Origin of the sequence: Pseudomonas sp. LS-2 (assembly GCF_003605735.1) — a bacterium.
Lineage (GTDB): Bacteria > Pseudomonadota > Gammaproteobacteria > Pseudomonadales > Pseudomonadaceae > Aquipseudomonas.
Genome location: NZ_QXTJ01000001.1, coordinates 137229 through 155052 on the forward strand (window position 1 = coordinate 137229; position 17824 = coordinate 155052).

Sequence of the window (17824 nt, forward strand, 5' to 3'; positions counted from 1 at the left end):
TCGCGGGCAATCGCGCTCCTACGAAAAGCGGCAAGCCTTTCATGTTTTGAGACGAATAAAAGGAGCACCTGATGAGCACCGAAAACCGCAGCCATGTGATCGAAGATTTCCTGCAGAAAATCCGCGTCATCCATCAACGGGGCGTTGATCGCCAGGCGTTGCAAGAGATCGTCAGCCTGCTCGAAGGGCTGGCCGAGCGTCGCGATCTGTTCAATTTCGACGTCTTCCCTGCGCCAGTGCCGGGCGAGGGCGATACGGCCTTTCGGTATCGTCTGAACGACGACGGCGAGACGCCGACGCTGTACATGAACTCGCTGCTGCCGGGCAAAAGCACGCTGCCGCACAACCACGAAACCTGGGCGGTGATCGTCGCGGTGGAGGGGCAGGAAATCAACTATGTGTGGGTACGCACCGACGATGGCAGCGATCCCGCCTTCGCCAAGCTGGAGCTGGGCAAAGAAGTGGTGGTGCAGCCGGGCACGTCGATCAGCTTTCTGGGCGAAGACTTGCACGGCATCAAGGTCGATGGCGAAAAGCCGACCCTGCATTTCCACTTGTACGGCCGTCCACTTGAATCGTTGAACGGGCGATACGGCGTCAACACCGAAGGCAAGGTGCTCAACTACAACGCCTCGCAAATGGCCCCTTCGATCAAGGCCTACTGATGATCGATCTTTATTACTGGCCCACCGGGAACGGTCTCAAAGTCGGCATCCTGCTCGAAGAACTCGGGCAGGAATACCGCTTGCGGCCAATCAACATTCGCAGTGGCGAGCAGAAGCAGGACGGGTTTCAGGCGATCAGCGCCAACGGGCGAATTCCGGCCATCGTCGATCACGCGCCTGTTGCAAACGGCCAGCCGCTGAGCCTGTTCGAATCCGGGGCTATTCTCAATTATCTGGCGGACAAGGCCGGACGTTTTCTGCCAGCGCAAGGTACTGCCGAACGTCAGCGGGTGCAGGAGTGGCTGTTCTGGCAGGTCGGCCACGTGACGCCTTATCTGAGCCAGTTGCAGGTGTTCAAGGAGAAGGCGCCGGAGCCCATTCCGTTTGCCCTCGACCTGCTCGGTGCCGAGGCCGAGCGACTTTACCGCGTGCTGGAAAAACGTCTGGGCGAAGTGCCGTTCGTGGCGGGTGAATATTCCATCGCCGACATGGCGATCTTCCCGTGGATTCAGCCGCTGCGTCAGGGCCAGGACCTGGCGCACTACCCGAATATCAATGCCTGGCGCGAACGCATCAAAGCCCGACCGGCCGTGCAGCGGGCCTATGAAAAGGGCAGGGAAGTGGCGGCGGGCGAGAAGTCGCTGGCGTTGCAGTAGACGAGTTTCCTGAGGGCGACCTCACTGTAGGAGCGCGCTTGCCCGCGATAGTGTTTTGGCTGCGCCATTGATATCGCATGACCCAATGATTTCGCGGGCAAGCGCGCTCCTACAAAGCCAGTTGCATCAATCTGAATCACGAGAATTCCATGAGCCAGAAAGTCACCCCGCAACACCTGCAAACCTGGTTGTTCGACGGACATGAAATCGCCCTGTTCGATGTGCGCGAGCATGGTCAATATGGCGAAGCGCATCTGTTTCACGGCGTGAATCTGCCCTACAGCCGTCTTGAGCTTGAGGTGCGCCGGCTGGCGCCCAGCCCCGGCGTGCGAATGGTGATTTATGACCAGACCGGCAGCGACGTTTCGGTTAACGCGGCCCAGCGACTGCGTGAACTGGGTTACACCCGCGTTCATGTACTGGAAGGCGGCGCCGATGGCTGGCAGGCGGCGGGTCTGCAATTGTTTGCCGGGGTTCACGTGCCGTCCAAGGCCTTCGGCGAGTTGGTAGAAGAGGCCAGCCACACCCCGCACATCAGCGCTCCCGAACTGGCTGCCTTGCAGGCCAAAGGCGAACCGCTGGTGCTGCTGGACGGCCGTCCGTTCGACGAATACCGCAAGATGACCATCCCCGGCTCAATCTGCTGCCCCAACGGCGAACTGGGCTATCGGCTGGCGGAACTGGTGCCCGACGAAACCACCCCGATCGTGGTCAATTGCGCCGGTCGCACGCGCAGCATCATCGGTGCTCAGACCCTGATCGACCTCGGCGTGAAGAACCCGGTTTATGCGCTGGAAAACGGCACCCAGGGCTGGTATCTCGCTGATTTGCCGCTGGAGCACGGCAGCAGTCGGCGTTACCCGGAGGTGTCCCCCGGCGCGGCGTTGAGCGAGCAACGTGACGCCGCGCAGCGTCTGGCGCAGCGTGCGGGCGTGCAGACCGTCAACGCCGAACAGGTCGCCGTCTGGGCAAAAGACGCTGAGCGCAGCCTGTTTCTCTGCGACGTGCGCACCCCGGAGGAATTCGCCCTCGGCAGTGTGCCCGGCGCGCAACACACGCCGGGCGGGCAGTTGATTCAATCCACCGATCTGTACGTCGGCGTGCGTGGCGCGCGGCTGGTGCTGGTGGACAACGACGGGGTGCGTGCGCCCATCGTCGCCAGTTGGTTGCGTCAATTGGGCCATCAGGCTTACGTGTTGGAAGGTGGTCTGCACAGCGGACTGGCGTTGCCGAGCAGCCCGTCTCCTGTGGCGCCGACGTTGAGTGTTATCACCGCCGCTGAGCTCGATCACTTGCTCCGGGACGATGCCGTTGCGCTGCTGGATTTGCGCAGCAGCATGGCTTTCCGCAAGGCGCATATCGCAGGTTCCATATGGTCGATTCGTTCGCGTCTGGTCGATGATCTCGCGTCTGAATTCAGGCCTGTAGTGTTGGTGGCCGATCATCCCGACGTCGCGGCGATTGCCGCACTTGAATTGCCAGATCAGCAGCGTGGGGCCGTGCGCTGGCTGGATTTCAAGACTTGGCAAGCGGCGGGCCTTCCCCTGAGGGAAGACGCCAGTAATCCGCCGGACGAGCAGTGCATCGACTTCCTGTTCTTCACCCACGACCGACACTCCGGTAACAAGGATGCGGCCCGGCAGTATCTGGCGTGGGAGATCGGCCTGTTGGGGCAAATGACCGAACAGGAAATTGCCAGCCTCAAGCCACTGGCGGCCAATGACAGCGAGAGCCGGGTGCGCACGCGGCTGATCCATGCCGCCCGTGGCGCAAAGGGCAGTGGTGTGCGCGGCGTTAACCCGCCGGTATCGCGTATGAGCACCGTGCTGTTCGACAGCCTTGGCGAGATGCGCGATGCCCGCAAACGTCGGGACACCGAGCGCGTGCTGAGTTATGGCGCCCGTGGCAACCCCACGGCGTTCGAGCTGGAAGATCTGGTCACTGAACTGGAAGGTGGGTATCGCACGCGCCTGTACGGCACCGGTCTGGCGGCGGTGGCACAAACATTCCTCGCTTACCTGCGCCCCGGCGATCATGTGCTGATCACCGACGCGGTGTACTCGCCGGTGCGCCAGGTGGCCGAAGAGTTCCTTGAGCCGTTCGGCATTCAGTACAGCTATTTTTCCGCCGACGGCAGCGGGCTCGAAGACAAGCTACAGGCCAACACGCGCATGGTCTACGCCGAGGTGCCGGGATCGCTGCTCTATGAGTTGGCGGACGTTCCGGCCATCGCCGCGCTGTGCAAATCTCGTGGCATTCTGTTGGCCGTCGACAACACCTACGGCTCGGGTTATCAGTACCGGCCGCTGACCCTGGGCGCAGACATTTCCATCATGGCCCTTACTAAATACCTGGCCGGACACAGCGATGTGGTGATGGGCAGCGTCTGCACAACCCAGGCGGTGTGGCAGCCATTGGCGGTGATGACCGACACCTTCGGCAGCACCGTCAGCCCCGACGATGCCTATCTGGTGCTGCGCGGCGCCCGCACCCTGGCCGCGCGGCTGGATGTCCATCAGCGCCAGGCCCTGCAAGTCGCTCATTGGTTGCAGCAGCATCCTCAGGTCAAGCGTGTCTTCCATCCTGCGCTGGCGGATCACCCCAATCATGCCCTCTGGAAGCGAGACTTTACCGGCAGCAACGGCTTGTTGACCTTCGAACTCGCCGACCAGGACCCCAGACAGCTGGAATCCTTTATCGAGGCCTTGCAACTGTTCGGGCTCGGCGCGTCATGGGGCGGTTTTGAAAGCCTGATCATCGTCGCCAGCGTCAAGGACCGCGACAGCGCCGCAGACAAAGCCCTGAACCCGCTGTTACGACTGCATATCGGGCTGGAGGATGTGAGTGCGTTGATCGAGGATCTGGAACGGGGGTTTGCGGCGATTCGGTGATGATCACGCATCGCTGAAACCGGGGGCGACCGGCTTATCCATGCGAAAAGCCGGATGCTGTCCTCCACTTTCGGCCCAACGTCTCCTGCACAGATGAGAGCCGTACTGGAACTGTGCGTATCATCATCCCCCGCAACAGGGTGACTTGCCGGGGGGCGCAATGACTGCGTCGTCAACCGCTGGCAAGCTGTTCTGTCATGGATGCATCCTGGGCTTTAGAACCCCGCCTTACCCACCGACGCCCCGCCATCGACAAACAACGTTTGCCCGGTCATGAACCCGCTCTGTTCTGACAGCAGGAAGGCAATCGCCGAGGCGATTTCTTCGGGTTGGCCGAAGCGGCCCATGGGCACGCCGGACAGGTAGCGTTTTTCGCCTTCGCTGCCCACCGGGTTGTTCTGCCGGAACAGTTCGGTTTCGGTCGGGCCGGGGGCGACGGCGTTGACGGTGATGCCGCTCTGCGCCAGTTCCAGCGCCCACGAGCGCGTGAAACTGATCAGCGCAGCCTTGGCGGCGGCATAAGCCGTGCGCTGGGTGATGCCGAGCACGGTCAGGCTGGAGATATTGACGATCCGGCCCCAGCCCTGTTCGCGCATGTTGGGCAGCAAAGCCTGGGTGGCGAGCAGGGCAGAGTGCAGGTTGACGCTCATTACCGCATCGAAATCTTCCAGCTCGATCTGCCCCAGCGGCTGAGGTCGAACCAGTCCGACATTGTTCACCAGCCCGTCGAATTGATAATGCTGGGCCAGCTCGGCCATGCCGCAGCGGGTCTGGTCCTTGTCACTCAGATCCAGCTCCTTGAGCACGCCGGGAAAGGTCGGGTCGTCGGCGTTGCGAGCGATGCCCACCACCTGATGGCCGGCCGCGGCGAGGTATTCGGACAGCGCGCGGCCGATGCCTTTACTGGCGCCGGTGATCAGGAAGGTGCGTTGGGACATGGGTGGTCTCCCTTTAAAGTGAATGCTGGCCTACAGATGATTGATGGGAATCAGTTCCTGGATGCCGAATGCTTGAGAAATGCCAACAGCGCAAACAACGGAAAAACACTTCCGGCGATGACGATCCAGATCCAGCCGCCATGGTCGTACAGCGCACTGGCGATCACCGAACCAATGGCCCCGCCAATGAAAATGCTGGTCATGTACAGCGCGTTGAGGCGGCTGCGGCTCTTGGCATCCAGTGCGTAGACCGAGCGCTGGCCGAGGACCATGTTCATCTGCACGCAAAAATCCAGAACGATGCCGGTCACCGCCATCCCGATAACCGCGAAGGCCGGTGTGATCAGGCTGGGAAGAAAGCTCAATGCGGCAACCAACATCGCGCAGAGGCTGGCGACTTGGGTGTGACCGGCATCGGCCAGGCGCCCGGCGATCGGCGCAGCGATGGCGCCAATCGCGCCAACCAGCGCAAACAGTGCGATCTGGCTCTGCGACAGTCCGTAATTGCGCGCCAGCTCCAACGGTACTGCTGTCCAGAACAGGCTGAAGGTGGCAAACATGCATGCCTGATAGAACGCGCGCTGGCGCAGCACCGGCTGCTTGCGCAACAGCGTCCATAGCGACTTGAGCAGTTGCCCGTAGGTGGCGCTGTGCGCGGGCTGGTGTTTGGGTATGGTCGTGGCCAGCACCCCACTGATGACCAGCATCACCACCGCAGCCGTCCCGAACACGGCGCGCCAGCCGAAGTGGTCGGCGATCAGGCTCGACGCCGGTCGCGCCAGAAGAATTCCCAGCAACAGGCCGCCCATGATGCTGCCGACCACCCGACCGCGGCTTTCTTCCGGCGCCAGATGCGCGGCCAGCGGAATCAGAATCTGCACCGCCACCGAACTGAACCCCACCAGCAGCGACGCCAGCAGAAACAGGTTCGGGGTTTGAGCGAAAGCGGCGCCCAACAGACTGAGTATCGCCACGCCGGTCGTGGTGATCATCAGCTTGCGGTTTTCCAGCAGATCACCCAGCGGCACCAGAAAGAACAGCCCCAGCGCATAACCGATCTGCGTCAGCGACACGATGAAACTCGCCAGCGTGCTGGACAGGCCGATGTCCGGCGCGATCAAGCCGATGATGGGTTGGGCGTAGTAAATGTTGGCAACGATCGCACCGCAGCAGAACGCGAACAGTACAGCCAGCCCTTTGGTCATCGTTGCACCGCGGCTGGCGTGAGGGAGGGAAGTCATGCGAATACTCGATCAACGGTTGCCTCGTCATCAGAACGGCGCTCTGGCACGGGGCAGGAGAATGGGTGAACGAGAGGCTAACGCTTTTTCGTTGCGTTAAGAAGGGCTGTCGAGGCGATATGTCTTATGCCTGAGAAGAATGATGTTGGCTGCGCATTCTCACATCCGTCGCCCCTCCGAAACTTTTCCTCATTGCGCCCTGTCACTCCTACACAAACCCCAAGGGAATTACGGCGATGGCTCGGGCAATCTGGAAAGGCGCGATCAGTTTCGGGCTGGTGCATATCCCTGTGGCGCTGGTGTCTGCGACGTCGCAGCAGGGCGTCGATTTCGACTGGCTGGACAAGCGCAGCATGGACCCGGTGGGCTACAAGCGGATCAACAAGGCCACGGGCAAGGAAATCACCAAAGAGAACATCGTCAAGGGCGTGCAGTACGAGAAGGGCCGCTATGTGGTGATCAGCGAAGAAGAGATTCGTGCTGCGCACCCCAAGTCGACGCAGACCATCGATATCTTCGGTTTTGTCGATGCCAGGGACATTCCGCTGCAGAACATCGATACGCCGTATTTTCTTGCCCCCGACAAGCGCGGCGAGAAGGTCTACGCTCTGTTACGGCAGGCCCTTGTCGACACTGGCAAGGTCGCGCTGGCTCATGTGGTCATCCGCACCAGCCAGCACCTGGCGGCGGTGATGCCGCTGGATTCGGCCATCATTCTGGTGCTGTTGCGCTGGCCCGCTGAAGTGCGAGGGCTGGACACTCTGGATCTGCCCAAAGAGGCCACCGACGTCAAACTCAGCAAAAGTGAACTGGACATGGCCAAGCGCCTGATCAAGGACATGAGCACCGAGTGGACGCCAGACGCCGAAGAATATCGTGACACGTTCCAGGACCAGATCATGACGCTGGTCGAGACCAAGGCCCGGGAAGGCAAGATCGAGGATGTGGAGACCGACGCTGGCGAGACCGAGCGTAAGTCCGCTGATGTCATCGATCTGACAGAGTTGCTCAAACGCAGTCTGGGCAGCCGAGGCGGTGCCGCCAAGGCCCCGGAAAAAACAAAAACAGCCAGCAAGAGCAAAACCGCAGCCGCTGATGATCAAGACGTTCCGGCCAAACGGCGCGCCCCTGCAAGGAAAAAAGCGACCAAGGCGTCCTGAGAAACGGCGCCTTACGGTCTGAAATACAGGTGCAGAGGTCAAACCAATCATGGCAAAACCCGTGAGTGAGTACACCCGCAAGCGTAATTTCGATATCACCTCCGAGCCCCCTGAAACCGCGGGCAGGGCTCCCGGCGGCAAAGGCAAGGCGCTGAGTTTCGTCATTCACAAGCACGATGCGCGCAATCTGCATTACGACTTTCGACTTGAGTTGGACGGCACACTGAAGAGCTGGGCGGTGCCAAAGGGTCCGAGCCTTGACCCTAAAAACAAGCGTCTGGCGGTGCACGTCGAAGACCATCCGCTGGGTTACGGCAGCTTCGAGGGCAGTATTCCTGAAGGCCAGTACGGCGCCGGGGACGTGATCGTCTGGGATCGCGGCATCTGGCAGCCCCACGGCGATCCGCGGGAAACCTACAAGGCCGGCAAACTCAAGTTCACCCTGATCGGTGAAAAGCTCACCGGGGACTGGGCACTGGTCCGCACGCACCTGCAAGGCAGCGGCGACAAGGAGCAATGGCTGTTGATCAAGGAGAAGGACGAAGCGGTCCGGTCCGCCGATGAGTACGACATCGTCGCCGACAAACCACAGAGCGTGGTCAGCGGTGCGACGGTGGGCGAGGCGCGACCCTCGGCAAAAGGCAGCAAACGCAAAACCGCAGCCGCGGCGCCGGTGGCGGAGAAAACGCCAGCAAGCAAGACGGCAAAGAAAGCGAAGACAAAACAATCCGCCGTCCCGCACAAGCTCTCGCCTCAACTCGCCACGTTGATGGACACCCCTCCCGAGGGCGACTGGCTGTATGAAATCAAGTTCGATGGTTACCGGATCATGACCCGGATTCTCGATGGCGAGGTGCGAATGTTCACCCGCAACGGCCACGACTGGACCGAGCGCCTGCCGTTGCAGGCCAAGGCGGTCAGCGAACTGAATCTGGAGGATGGCTGGCTCGATGGCGAGGTGGTCGTGCTCAACGACGCCGGGCTTCCGGACTTCCAGGCACTGCAGAATGCCTTCGAAATCGGTCGCAGCAAGGATATCGTCTATTACCTGTTTGACGTGCCGTTTCTCAATGGAGAAGACCTGCGGGAGAAACCCGTGGAAGACCGCCGTGCGACCCTGAAGAAACTCTTGGGCAAGCNGTTCTCTGCCAGCCATCGCGACATCATCGAAAGTGCTTGCTTGTTATCCCTCGAAGGGGTGATCGGCAAGCGGGCGGGGAGCGTTTATCAATCCCGGCGCAGCCCGGACTGGATAAAACTCAAGTGCAAGCTGCGCCAGGAGTTCGTGATCGTCGGTTTCACCAAACCCCAAGGTACCCGCAGTGGTTTTGGTGCCCTGCTGCTGGCAGTGAACGAGGAGGGCGCGGGGTTGGTGTACGCGGGGCGCGTGGGCACCGGTTTCAATCAGAAGATGCTCGGCGAGCTGTTCGACAGGATGAAGCTGCTGGAGCAGGACGACTCGCCACTGGCGAAAAAACTCACCAGCGCTCAGGGGCGGGGTGTGCACTGGATCAAGCCGACGCTGGTCGGCGAAGTGGAGTTCGGCGAATGGACCCGCGAGGGCATCATCCGTCACGCCTCGTTCATTGCCCTGCGCAGCGACAAACCCGCCAGTGAAGTGGTCCACGAATTTCCCAAGACGCCGAAGGATATCAAGGCGCCGTTCAAGCCAAAGGCCTCTAAGGCCGCTGCGCCGAAAGCCGCTGAGAAGACCGACAAACCGAAGGCCGCCGGTAAGCGCACCGACAAGGACAGGGTTGAGGTCGCCGGGGTGATGATCAGTCACCCGGAGCGCGTGATCGACCAACAGAGCGGTTTGCACAAGATCGATCTGGCGCATTATTACGAATCGATTGGCGACTGGATTCTGCCCCATCTCGACCATCGTGCGGTGGCGCTGTTGCGTTGTCCGGATGGCGTGGACGGCGAGCAGTTCTTCCAGAAGCACGCCGAACGTCTGGCGATTCCCAACATCAAGCAACTGGACCCCAAGCTCGATCCCGGCCATGCCGCCCTCATGGAGATCGACAGCGTTCAGGCCCTGGTGGGGGCGGCGCAGATGGGCACCATAGAGTTGCACACCTGGGGCTCGACCTACGACAAGATCGAACTGCCGGATCACTTTGTGCTGGACCTTGACCCCGATCCGGCGCTGCCATGGCGGAGCATGATCGAGGCGACGCAGATGACCCTGTCGGTGCTCGATGAACTCGGGCTGGACGCCTTCATCAAGACCAGCGGTGGCAAAGGCATGCACATCATCGTGCCGCTTGCGCGCAAGGCCGACTGGGACACCGTAAAAGCGTTTGCCAAGGCGTTGGCACAGTTCATCTCGCAGCAGTTGCCGGAGCGTTTTACCGCGACATCCGGACCCAAGAATCGCGTCGGCAAGATTTTCATCGATTACCTGCGCAACACCCGGGGCGCCAGTACAGTGGCGGCCTATTCGGCGCGGGCACGGCCGGGGTTGGCGGTGTCGGTGCCGGTCAGCCGCGAAGAACTGGCGGGCCTCAAGTCATCCGATCAATGGAACATCGCCAACGTGCAGAAACGCCTGCGCAAGCTCAAGGCCGATCCATGGGCGGGATACAAGAACACCCAGCGCATCACCCAGCCGATGTGGAAGCGGTTGGGCGTGAAGGCGCCGACGTGAGGTCGCCAGAAGTATTTGTAGCAGCACGGCTTGCCGGCGGTAGCGATTTCAAGGACGTTGCCGCCGGCAAGCCGGGCTGCTACAGATGGTCAGCCATCCAGGCTACGCCGCAACTGCCCTGGCGCCATGCCGTAAGTGTCCTTGAATACCTTGCTGAACGCCGCTTGCGACTGGTAACCGACCTGAGCGGCGATGTCGCTCAGACCACTCTGGGTTCGGCTCAACAGCCCGTAAGCCTTTTGCATGCGCACTTGAGTGAGCAGGGTCCAGGGTGAACTGCCGCTGAGTTTGCCGAAGGCGCGCATGAAGGTGGCGCGAGACATGCTCGCCCGTTCGGCCAGGGCGTCAATGGTCCATTCATGTGCAGGATCGTCGAGCATGGCCTGCCAGGCGCGCCCCACACGTTTGTCGCTGAGCAGCGCCAACGTGCCTTCGTGGTGTGGGGATTGCAGCAGGTGCGCGCGCAACACGAGCGTGAACAACGCAGAGGTCAGGGCGTTGACCATGAACTGCCCCCCGGCGTGATTGGCATCCGCTTCGTTGCGCAGCAAGGTCACCAGCGCAGGCAGGGCGTCGCCACTGTCCAGAGCCTGAGTCGCAATCAGCAAATGGTCGGGCAATGCCGAAAACAGAAGGGAATCACGCTGATAGAGAAAACGGCCGCACAGCAGGTCCAGTTCCACTCCGTCGCCAAACCGTTGCACGGTCAGCAGGCCACCGGTCTCCCGTCGCGGGCTGGACGCCGTGACCCGTTCCCCGCGACTGAGCAGCAGGTGGCGGGTGCCACTGGGCAGAACGAGAATGTCTCCGGCGGTCAGTTTCAATCGGCGACCGTCCGGCAGTTCGACGCGGCATTCCCCCGCCAGCACGATGTGGTAGGGCGCGATGCCACTGGCTTCCTGATCGTGATCCAGCGCCCAGTCGCCCTGGAACTGGCAACGCAGGTCAAGGCTGCCGCGCACGTCAGCTAGAGTAATGAGGGTGTCAATGACGTTCATATGCGACTTTCGGACAAGGAAATGAGCCAAACGAGCAAGTTACGCGAACGCCCTTGGCGGACACTATTGGTGTTCCCGGCGCAGTCTAGTCGCCGCTCTCAGGAGATACCACCATGTTCAGCAATTGGTCCGACCTTGTTTCCACCATCAAGCAGTCCTTTGGTTCGCTGTCCAAAACCAACCCGAAAATGGTCAAGGCTTACATGGCCCTTGGCGACGCCGCTGCCGAAAACAACGTGCTCGACGCCAAGACCCGCGAGTTGATTTCCATCGCAGTGGCGATCACCACTCGTTGCGACGGTTGTATCGGTGCCCACTCCGAAGCCGCCATCGCCGCGGGTGCAACCCGCGAAGAAGTAGCGGCCGCACTGGCGACCGCGATCTCGTTGAATGCGGGCGCTGCGTACATCTACTCGATGCACGCGCTTGAAGCATATGACGCGTTGAAGAAGTGAGGTGGGTTCGAGCCCATTATCGATCCTGTAGCAGTCCGGCTTGCCGGCAGTGGTGATCTACGCAACCTCGTTTCCTCAGTGTGTGGGCAGCGAAGGCACGGCGGTCGTCGCGCTGGCGTCTACTGAAGTGCTGATGGCTTTCCAGCGTTCGGCGGTCTCGGCACGATTGGCTTCCACCGGGGCCAGGTACTGCAACGCATCGCTGCCCAGCAGCAGGCGCAGGGGTGGCTGGTCATGTTCGGCAACCTTGAGCACCACCTGCGCTACGCGCTGTGGATCGCTGTTTTCGTTGCCCGCAATGTTGCGAAGCAGGCTGCGCATCTCACCGACGTTCTGTTGATAGGCCGCCATGATCGGCGTGTCGTCGCCACGGGCGCGGACTGCCCAGTTGGTGCGCATTCCACCTGGCTCCAGCGTGGTGACGTGGATCCCCAGCGGTTCGACTTCGGCGGCCAGCACGTCGGAGAAACCACCCACGGCCCACTTGGCCGATTGGTAGGCGCTCATCCCCAGGGTTGCCAGACGACCACCGGCCGACGAGATTTGAATGATGTGCCCCGAACCCTGCTGGCGCATCACCGGAACGGCTGCGCGGCTTAGATTGACCACGCCGAAGAAGTTGGTCTCGAATTCCAGACGGAAGTCCGATTCCTGGATCTGCTCGAACGGCAGCATGTGACCGAAACCGGCATTGTTGACCAATACATCCAGACGGCCGAACTGATCGACCGCGGCCTGCACTGCCGCTTTGGCGGCACTGGAATCGGTGACATCCAGCTCAAATGGCAGAATCTGCGAGGCATAGCGCTCGACCAGATCGTCGAGACGACGGATACCCCGTGCTGCGGCAACCAATCGATCTCCTGCGGCAAGCACCGCTTCAGCGATATTGCGACCAAGGCCGCTGGCGCTGCCGGTAATCAACCAGACTTTGGACATGATGTTTCTCCTGTTCGTAAACGGATATGAGCGAGTAATCACTCATTTTTGAGGTAAATGAATCAGTCCTTTGCAATTGCATTCCAGTAAGCCGCAAAGCCGGCTTCGCAGTAACGTTCGGCGTGCTCGGGTTCGTTGCTCATGAAGTCCATGGTGGTTTCCGCCAGTGAGCGCATGATCGCCGCTATGAAGTTGCCCGGCTGGTCGCGTAACGCGCCGCACGCCGTGCCTTCCTGCATATGTCGGCTGATGTCGTTGAAGGCCTCGCTGCCAGCGATTCTGCTGGTGTCGGTCACACGGTCCGACATCATCAGAAGGGCCATGGTCTTGCGTTTCTCAGGATGTGCCACGCCCCAGCCAACGTAGGTGTGCCAGGCGTGACGCAGACGGGATTTGAGGTCCTGATCACTGGGATAGCCGGGGACCATGGCGTCGCGCAGTTGCGCTTTGAGCTCCAGGTAGAGCTGGTTGAGCAGATCGTCCTTGGTTTCGAAATAATTGAACAACGTACCTTCGGCGACTCCGGCGCCCTTGGCGATTTTCGACGTCGGTGCGCCCAACCCCTGCTCAGCGAAGACACGCAGAGCGGAGTCGATCAGGGCGTTGCGTTTGTCTTCGCTTTTCGGGCGGGCCATGAAAGTTATATCTGGTAATGAGTGAGTAGGTGCTCATTTATACGGTTAGCTCATGGACATGGCAAGTGAGCGCCGCGCGAGGCGACGTATGGTCAGCGATTGAGTGGCAGAATTGCGCGGCCTCTGTAGCAGTCCGGCTTGCCAGCGGTGGCGTACTCAACACCGCTGCCGCCAGCGAGCCGGATTAATACAGGTTGGGTGATCGCGTCTGTTGGCTGGAGATGATCAGCCCGCCGACGCGTGGCTGTCGCCCAGCTCTGCCGGATAGAACTCCCCCTTGAGCCCCATTGCCTGCAGGCGGTTACGCACGTCTTCTTCAATGTTCAGAACCTGTTCTGGATCGTCGATGTCATCGACCACCAGCCAGATACCCCTTACGTTCTGGTCGTGTGTGCCTTCGCTGAGCATGTCGTGGGTAAACGTGTCATTGGAGCGCCACAGACACAGTTCGTCCTCGTTGTGCCCACTTTCTGCTAGTGCCTCGGCGGAAGTCAGCCAGACTTCGTTGTACGGCCGCAGGTCCGCTTCGGCCAGTTCTTGCAGGGTGATCACCGTCTTCATTTCGTTGCCTCCATGGTCAGTGCTTAAGTTGTGACGCACGGCGGGCAAGGAGCGTTCCCGGGATCTTGCGCAGGCGGACGAAATGGCCGTTGAACCGACGCGAAGGTTTGGCGGTCGATCAACCAGTGCCCGGCTATTCGTCACCCACGGGAGCCCTCTATGGTTCGTTCCAGATCCCTTGCGACATGACCCGTCTGCATCCGCTTAAAGGACTTCAGGTTCAGGCCCACGAGCGGGCGGCATTGCTGCTGGGGTTTGCCTTTCACTTCTGCGTGCTCGCCAGCTACTACCTTGTCCGGCCTTTACGTGATGCGCTGGGGCTTGAGGGCGGCGCGGACAAGCTTCAATGGCTGTTCACCGCCACGTTCGTGGTCATGCTCGTCGCCGTGCCGCTCTACGGTGCTCTGGTCGCGAGACTTCCCGCCACCCGCTTCGTGCCGCTGGTGTATCGACTGGTTGGCGTGTCGATGCTGGTGTTTGGCGCACTGATCGCCAGTTACCAGACATCGGTGTGGGTCGCACGGGTGTTCTTCGTCTGGATCAGTGTCTACAACCTGTTCATCGTCACCGTCTTTTGGAGCGTGTTGGTCGACCGTTTCTCCAATGAGCAAGGGCGGCGACTGTTCGGTTTCATCGCGGCGGGCGGAACGCTCGGCACCTTCATCGGCCCGCTGCTGGCGGCGAGCATGGCAATGAGCCTTGGCCCGCTGGCGCTGACCATCGCCGCTGCCGTATTGCTGGAGCTGGCCGTGCGCTGCTATCGGGCATTGCTGAAACGGACTGAACCGCGCGGCGCCGATGAGCTGGGGGGCTATCGGCGTCTGGGAGAAGAGAACCGCAGCATGGGCGGCGGGATACTGGCCGGCGTCACATTGATCCTGAAGTCACGCTACCTGCTGGGCATGGTGTTGTTCATGCTGCTGCACACCAGCGCCGCGACATTGATCTACTTTGAACAGGGCCGCATCGTCGCTGGCAGCTACGCCAATGTGGCGACGCGCACACAGTTTTTCGCCTATGTGGACCTTACCGTTTCGGTGCTGACGCTGCTCTTTCAACTGCTGTTGACGGCACCGCTGATTCGGCTGATCGGCGTGGGGGGCGCCTTGGCGGCCATGCCCGTCGCCACGCTGATCGCGTTCGCCGCGATGGCGCTGGCGCCGGTGCCCGCCAGCGTGGCGTTGGCCCAGGGACTGCGCCGCGCCGTGGAGTTCGCCATCGTGCGACCCGGTCGCGAGGTGCTGTGGACGGTGGTCAGCCGCGAAGAAAAGTACAAGTCAAAGAACGTCATCGAAACCCTGGTGTATCGCGGCGGTGACGCGGCCAGCGGCTGGTTGTCCGTCGGCCTGACGGCGATGGGGGCCGGCTTTGGCCTGCTGGCAGTGCTGATCGTACCGTTCGCCGGGTTGTGGACCTGGCTTTCGGCATGGCTGGCCAATCGACAGGAAGACCTCAAGCACAAAGACAACGACAGGAGCCTCTCATGACCGACTCCGGTCTGTTCACCCGTAGACGATTACTCACCCTGGCCGCTGGCATCGGCGCTGCGCTGGTGTTCGACTCCGCTGCGGCGGGGGTGAAGTCACCTGCGCCCGCTGCGAATGCTGCTGCGTCATCCGACAAGCAAGGAGACGAGAAAATGCTCACCCGAACCATTCCCTCCAGTGGCGAGGCACTGCCGATGATCGGCGTAGGGACCTATCGCGGTTTCGATGTCGAGCCCGGCAGCGACGCCTACAAACGCTTGCCTCAAGTCCTGACCGAACTGTTTCGCGCAGGCGGCACGGTGGTCGACAGCTCGCCCATGTATGGCCGCGCCGAACAGACCACGGGCGAGCTGTTGTCGATTCACGAGCCGCGCTCCCCGGCCTTTCTTGCCACCAAGGTCTGGACCCGCGGGCGTGAGGCCGGTATCGCGCAGATGGAGGACTCGTTCCACCTGCTCAAGACCGACCGCATCGACCTGATGCAGATCCACAACCTGCTGGACTGGAAAACCCATCTTCCGACGCTGCGACAGTGGAAGGAACAGGGCCGAATCCGTTACATCGGCCTCACCCATTACACCTCGTCGGCCTACGACGAAGTGGAGGCTGTGCTGAAGGCTGAGCCATTCGATTTTCTGCAGATCAACTATGCGCTGGACGACCGGGCTGTTGAGTCGCGGCTATTGCCGTTGTGTCGCGAGCGTGGCGTGGCGGTGATCTGCAATCGACCGTTCGGCGGTGGCGGACTGCTCGGGCGCTTGAAGGACAAACCGTTGCCCGGCTGGGCGGGGGAAGTGCAGGCCCGAAGCTGGGCGCAACTGGCGCTGAAGTTTCTGATCTCCCATCCCGCCGTGACCTGCGCGATTCCGGGAACGGGGAATCCGAAGTACATGAAGGAAAATGCTGGCGGGGCGATGGGGCCTTTGTTGACCGATGCGCAGCGCCAGCAACTGATCGCGTTGGTGGGGTAAGCCGCACCGGGATTGTCATTGGAGAAAGGCATTTCCAGTTGTAGGAGCGCGCTTGCCCGCGATGGCGTCCAGCCGGTCATCGGACAGGCGCCTGTCACGGCGCTCGCGGGCAAGCACACTGCTACAGGGTTGTGCCTCTGTACTAACGGTTGACCAGCTTCGCCGGCAACGCCACGACCAACAGGCTGCTGAGAATCAGGCACCCGGCAAAGAACCACAATGCCCCGGCGCTGCTGCCGGTCACGTCGATGGCGATGCCCATCATCGAGTTGCTGACCAGCCCGGCGATGTTCGCCAGGGAGCAGGCCAGGGCGAAGCCGGTGGCAGCGGCGCGCCCCTTGAGAAAGGTCGCGGGCAGGCTGAAGAACACCGGCACCGCACCGATGATCGCCGCCGAAGCAATGGCGAACAGCACCACTGTCGCCACCACGTTGTGGGTGAAGAACGGGCTGGCTGCCATGGCCACGGCCCCGATCCAGAACGGCACGATGATGTGCCAGCGGCGCTCGCGGCGGCGGTCGGAACTGGCGCCGATCATCAGCATGCCGATCAATGCCGCGACACTCGGCAGGGCCGTCAGGATGCCGATGTGGAAGGTGTCCGTGACGCCAGCGTTCTTGATGAAGGTCGGCATCCAGAAACCCATGGCGTAGGCGCTGAGCAGGATCGAGAAGTCGATACCGCCGAGCATCCAGACTTTCAGGTTGAAGAAGCCGTCGCGAAAGCTGTGCTTGCTGTCCTTGCCCTCGGCGTCGTCCAGACGCAGCTCGTCTTCCAGCAGAGACTGCTCGCTGGCGTTCAGCCACTTGGCGTCTTTCGGTGCATTCGGCAGTGCCCAGAAGGTCAGTACGCCGAGCAGGACGCTTGGAACGCCTTCGATCAGGAACAGCCACTGCCAGCCGCGCAGGCCGGCAGCCTGATCGAAATGCCCCATGATCCAGCCCGACAGCGGGCCGCCGATGACGCTGGACAGCGGCAAACCGATCATGAACAGCGCGATGATGCGGCCGCGGCGGTAGGTCGGGAACCAGGTGGTCAGGTAGAACAGCACGCCGGGCAGAAAGCCGGCTTCGGCGGCGCCGAGGAAAAAGCGCAGAACGTAGAACTGCATGGGCGTGCTGACGAACAACGTGCACGCCGAGAGCAGGCCCCAGGTGATCATGATTCGGGCAATCCAGATCTTCGCCCCGACTTTTTCCAGCACAAGGTTGCTCGGCACTTCGAACAGGATATAACCGACGAAAAACAGCCCGGCACCGAGGCCGAACGCGGTCTCGCTGAAATGCAGTTGATCGAGCATCTGCAGCTTGGCGAAGCCGATGTTGATGCGGTCCAGATACGCGGCCAGGTAGCAGAAACACAGGAACGGAATGAGCTTCCAGGTGATCTTGTGGTACAGCGCTTTGATCGGGTCCGCGGCATCGGCCGCGGTGGTTTCTACATTCGCAGAGGGCATGGGTGTCTCCTGGCGCTTGTTCGACCGATGAACACGGACGCGGCTGATCTTGCCTGCGTTCGCCGCGTTCTCATACGGCCTTTTGTGGTTTTTGTTTGCCGCACATCCCGTACTTTGG

At 61.3% G+C, this 17824-nt stretch carries 15 protein-coding genes and 1 pseudogene; 9 read left to right on the forward strand and 7 right to left on the reverse strand.

Annotation, left to right across the window (positions count from 1 at the left end):
* Positions 1 to 71: 71 nt before the first annotated feature.
* From D3M70_RS00800 to metC, 3 genes are all read left to right on the forward strand, one after another.
* Positions 72 to 665 (forward strand): cysteine dioxygenase, encoded by a 594-nt coding sequence (locus D3M70_RS00800; RefSeq protein WP_120123538.1) that lies wholly within the window; start codon positions 72 to 74, stop codon positions 663 to 665.
* The gene (locus tag D3M70_RS00805) at positions 665 to 1321 is read left to right on the forward strand and encodes a glutathione S-transferase family protein (RefSeq protein ID WP_120123539.1); all 657 of its coding nucleotides are present in this window, start codon (positions 665 to 667) and stop codon (positions 1319 to 1321) included. The genes D3M70_RS00800 and D3M70_RS00805 overlap by 1 nt, the downstream gene beginning before the upstream one ends.
* Before the next feature lie 149 nt (positions 1322 to 1470).
* Positions 1471 to 4212 carry a cystathionine beta-lyase gene (gene metC / locus D3M70_RS00810; RefSeq protein WP_120123541.1) on the forward strand — a complete coding sequence of 914 codons (2742 nt, stop codon included), beginning with the start codon at positions 1471 to 1473 and terminating at the stop codon, positions 4210 to 4212.
* A 215-nt stretch (positions 4213 to 4427) separates the two neighbouring features.
* On the opposite strand, the gene D3M70_RS00815 is transcribed toward metC, so the two are convergent.
* Together D3M70_RS00815 and D3M70_RS00820 are read right to left on the reverse strand one after the other, a co-directional pair.
* The gene (locus tag D3M70_RS00815; RefSeq protein WP_120123543.1) at positions 4428 to 5150 is read right to left on the reverse strand and encodes an SDR family oxidoreductase; all 723 of its coding nucleotides are present in this window, start codon (positions 5148 to 5150) and stop codon (positions 4428 to 4430) included.
* Positions 5151 to 5200: 50 nt separating this feature from the next.
* Complete coding sequence (locus D3M70_RS00820; protein WP_120123545.1) at positions 5201 to 6391, reverse strand: MFS transporter; 1191 nt, start codon at positions 6389 to 6391, stop codon at positions 5201 to 5203.
* Positions 6392 to 6627: 236 nt separating this feature from the next.
* Here D3M70_RS00820 and D3M70_RS00825 point away from each other — a divergent pair, with 236 nt between their 5' ends.
* The 3 genes and pseudogenes from D3M70_RS00825 to ligD form a co-directional block, all read left to right on the forward strand.
* Positions 6628 to 7551, forward strand: coding sequence for a Ku protein (locus D3M70_RS00825; RefSeq protein WP_120123546.1), 924 nt, complete (start codon positions 6628 to 6630; stop codon positions 7549 to 7551).
* 49 nt (positions 7552 to 7600) lie between these two features.
* Positions 7601 to 8690, forward strand: a 1090-nt coding sequence (locus D3M70_RS32490; RefSeq protein ID WP_305955075.1) for a DNA polymerase ligase N-terminal domain-containing protein, incomplete at its 3' end; no start/stop codon positions are given.
* A 1-nt stretch (position 8691) separates the two neighbouring features.
* Positions 8692 to 10204 (forward strand): annotated as a pseudogene (gene ligD, locus D3M70_RS32495) (DNA ligase D); the annotation flags it as partial.
* A gap of 89 nt (positions 10205 to 10293) precedes the next feature.
* Here ligD and D3M70_RS00835 read toward each other — a convergent pair.
* Complete coding sequence (locus D3M70_RS00835) at positions 10294 to 11202, reverse strand: AraC family transcriptional regulator (RefSeq protein WP_120123548.1); 909 nt, start codon at positions 11200 to 11202, stop codon at positions 10294 to 10296.
* Positions 11203 to 11315: 113 nt separating this feature from the next.
* Between D3M70_RS00835 and D3M70_RS00840 the strand changes: the two genes are divergently transcribed.
* A complete protein-coding gene (locus tag D3M70_RS00840) occupies positions 11316 to 11657 on the forward strand; it encodes a carboxymuconolactone decarboxylase family protein (protein ID WP_120123550.1) in 342 nt (113 codons plus the stop codon).
* Between the two features lie 75 nt (positions 11658 to 11732).
* Here D3M70_RS00840 and D3M70_RS00845 read toward each other — a convergent pair whose 3' ends face one another.
* The 3 genes from D3M70_RS00845 to D3M70_RS00855 all read right to left on the reverse strand — a co-directional run bounded on the left by D3M70_RS00845 (position 11733) and on the right by D3M70_RS00855 (position 13792).
* Positions 11733 to 12596 (reverse strand): SDR family NAD(P)-dependent oxidoreductase, encoded by an 864-nt coding sequence (locus D3M70_RS00845; RefSeq protein ID WP_120123551.1) that lies wholly within the window; start codon positions 12594 to 12596, stop codon positions 11733 to 11735.
* Positions 12597 to 12658: 62 nt separating this feature from the next.
* Positions 12659 to 13231, reverse strand: coding sequence for a TetR/AcrR family transcriptional regulator (locus D3M70_RS00850; protein WP_120123553.1), 573 nt, complete (start codon positions 13229 to 13231; stop codon positions 12659 to 12661).
* 225 nt (positions 13232 to 13456) lie between these two features.
* Complete coding sequence (locus D3M70_RS00855; RefSeq protein WP_120123555.1) at positions 13457 to 13792, reverse strand: hypothetical protein; 336 nt, start codon at positions 13790 to 13792, stop codon at positions 13457 to 13459.
* A gap of 185 nt (positions 13793 to 13977) precedes the next feature.
* Here D3M70_RS00855 and D3M70_RS00860 point away from each other — a divergent pair, with 185 nt between their 5' ends.
* Together D3M70_RS00860 and D3M70_RS00865 are read left to right on the forward strand one after the other, a co-directional pair.
* The gene (locus tag D3M70_RS00860; RefSeq protein ID WP_120123557.1) at positions 13978 to 15279 is read left to right on the forward strand and encodes an NTP/NDP exchange transporter; all 1302 of its coding nucleotides are present in this window, start codon (positions 13978 to 13980) and stop codon (positions 15277 to 15279) included.
* Entirely contained in the window at positions 15276 to 16250 is a 975-nt protein-coding gene (locus tag D3M70_RS00865; protein WP_120123559.1) for an aldo/keto reductase, read from the forward strand. The genes D3M70_RS00860 and D3M70_RS00865 overlap by 4 nt, the downstream gene beginning before the upstream one ends.
* A gap of 142 nt (positions 16251 to 16392) precedes the next feature.
* Here the strand turns inward: D3M70_RS00865 and D3M70_RS00870 are convergent, their stop codons facing one another.
* Positions 16393 to 17706: an MFS transporter gene (locus D3M70_RS00870; RefSeq protein WP_120123560.1), complete on the reverse strand. Its 1314-nt coding sequence runs from the start codon at positions 17704 to 17706 to the stop codon at positions 16393 to 16395.
* Positions 17707 to 17824: the final 118 nt, after the last annotated feature.

What these genes read in the sequence shown, in the direction of transcription:
- D3M70_RS00820 (WP_120123545.1), bottom strand. Translation starts at nt 6,391, where the DNA reads ATGACTTCCCTCCCTCACGCCAGCCGCGGTGCAACGATGACCAAAGGG.
- D3M70_RS00835 (WP_120123548.1), bottom strand. Translation starts at nt 11,202, where the DNA reads ATGAACGTCATTGACACCCTCATTACTCTAGCTGACGTGCGCGGCAGC.
- D3M70_RS00865 (WP_120123559.1), top strand. Translation starts at nt 15,276, where the DNA reads ATGACCGACTCCGGTCTGTTCACCCGTAGACGATTACTCACCCTGGCC.
- D3M70_RS00850 (WP_120123553.1), bottom strand. Translation starts at nt 13,231, where the DNA reads ATGGCCCGCCCGAAAAGCGAAGACAAACGCAACGCCCTGATCGACTCC.
- D3M70_RS00840 (WP_120123550.1), top strand. Translation starts at nt 11,316, where the DNA reads ATGTTCAGCAATTGGTCCGACCTTGTTTCCACCATCAAGCAGTCCTTT.
- D3M70_RS00855 (WP_120123555.1), bottom strand. Translation starts at nt 13,792, where the DNA reads ATGAAGACGGTGATCACCCTGCAAGAACTGGCCGAAGCGGACCTGCGG.
- metC (WP_120123541.1), top strand. Translation starts at nt 1,471, where the DNA reads ATGAGCCAGAAAGTCACCCCGCAACACCTGCAAACCTGGTTGTTCGAC.
- D3M70_RS00870 (WP_120123560.1), bottom strand. Translation starts at nt 17,706, where the DNA reads ATGCCCTCTGCGAATGTAGAAACCACCGCGGCCGATGCCGCGGACCCG.
- D3M70_RS00845 (WP_120123551.1), bottom strand. Translation starts at nt 12,596, where the DNA reads ATGTCCAAAGTCTGGTTGATTACCGGCAGCGCCAGCGGCCTTGGTCGC.
- D3M70_RS00825 (WP_120123546.1), top strand. Translation starts at nt 6,628, where the DNA reads ATGGCTCGGGCAATCTGGAAAGGCGCGATCAGTTTCGGGCTGGTGCAT.
- D3M70_RS00805 (WP_120123539.1), top strand. Translation starts at nt 665, where the DNA reads ATGATCGATCTTTATTACTGGCCCACCGGGAACGGTCTCAAAGTCGGC.
- D3M70_RS00800 (WP_120123538.1), top strand. Translation starts at nt 72, where the DNA reads ATGAGCACCGAAAACCGCAGCCATGTGATCGAAGATTTCCTGCAGAAA.
- D3M70_RS00815 (WP_120123543.1), bottom strand. Translation starts at nt 5,150, where the DNA reads ATGTCCCAACGCACCTTCCTGATCACCGGCGCCAGTAAAGGCATCGGC.
- D3M70_RS00860 (WP_120123557.1), top strand. Translation starts at nt 13,978, where the DNA reads ATGACCCGTCTGCATCCGCTTAAAGGACTTCAGGTTCAGGCCCACGAG.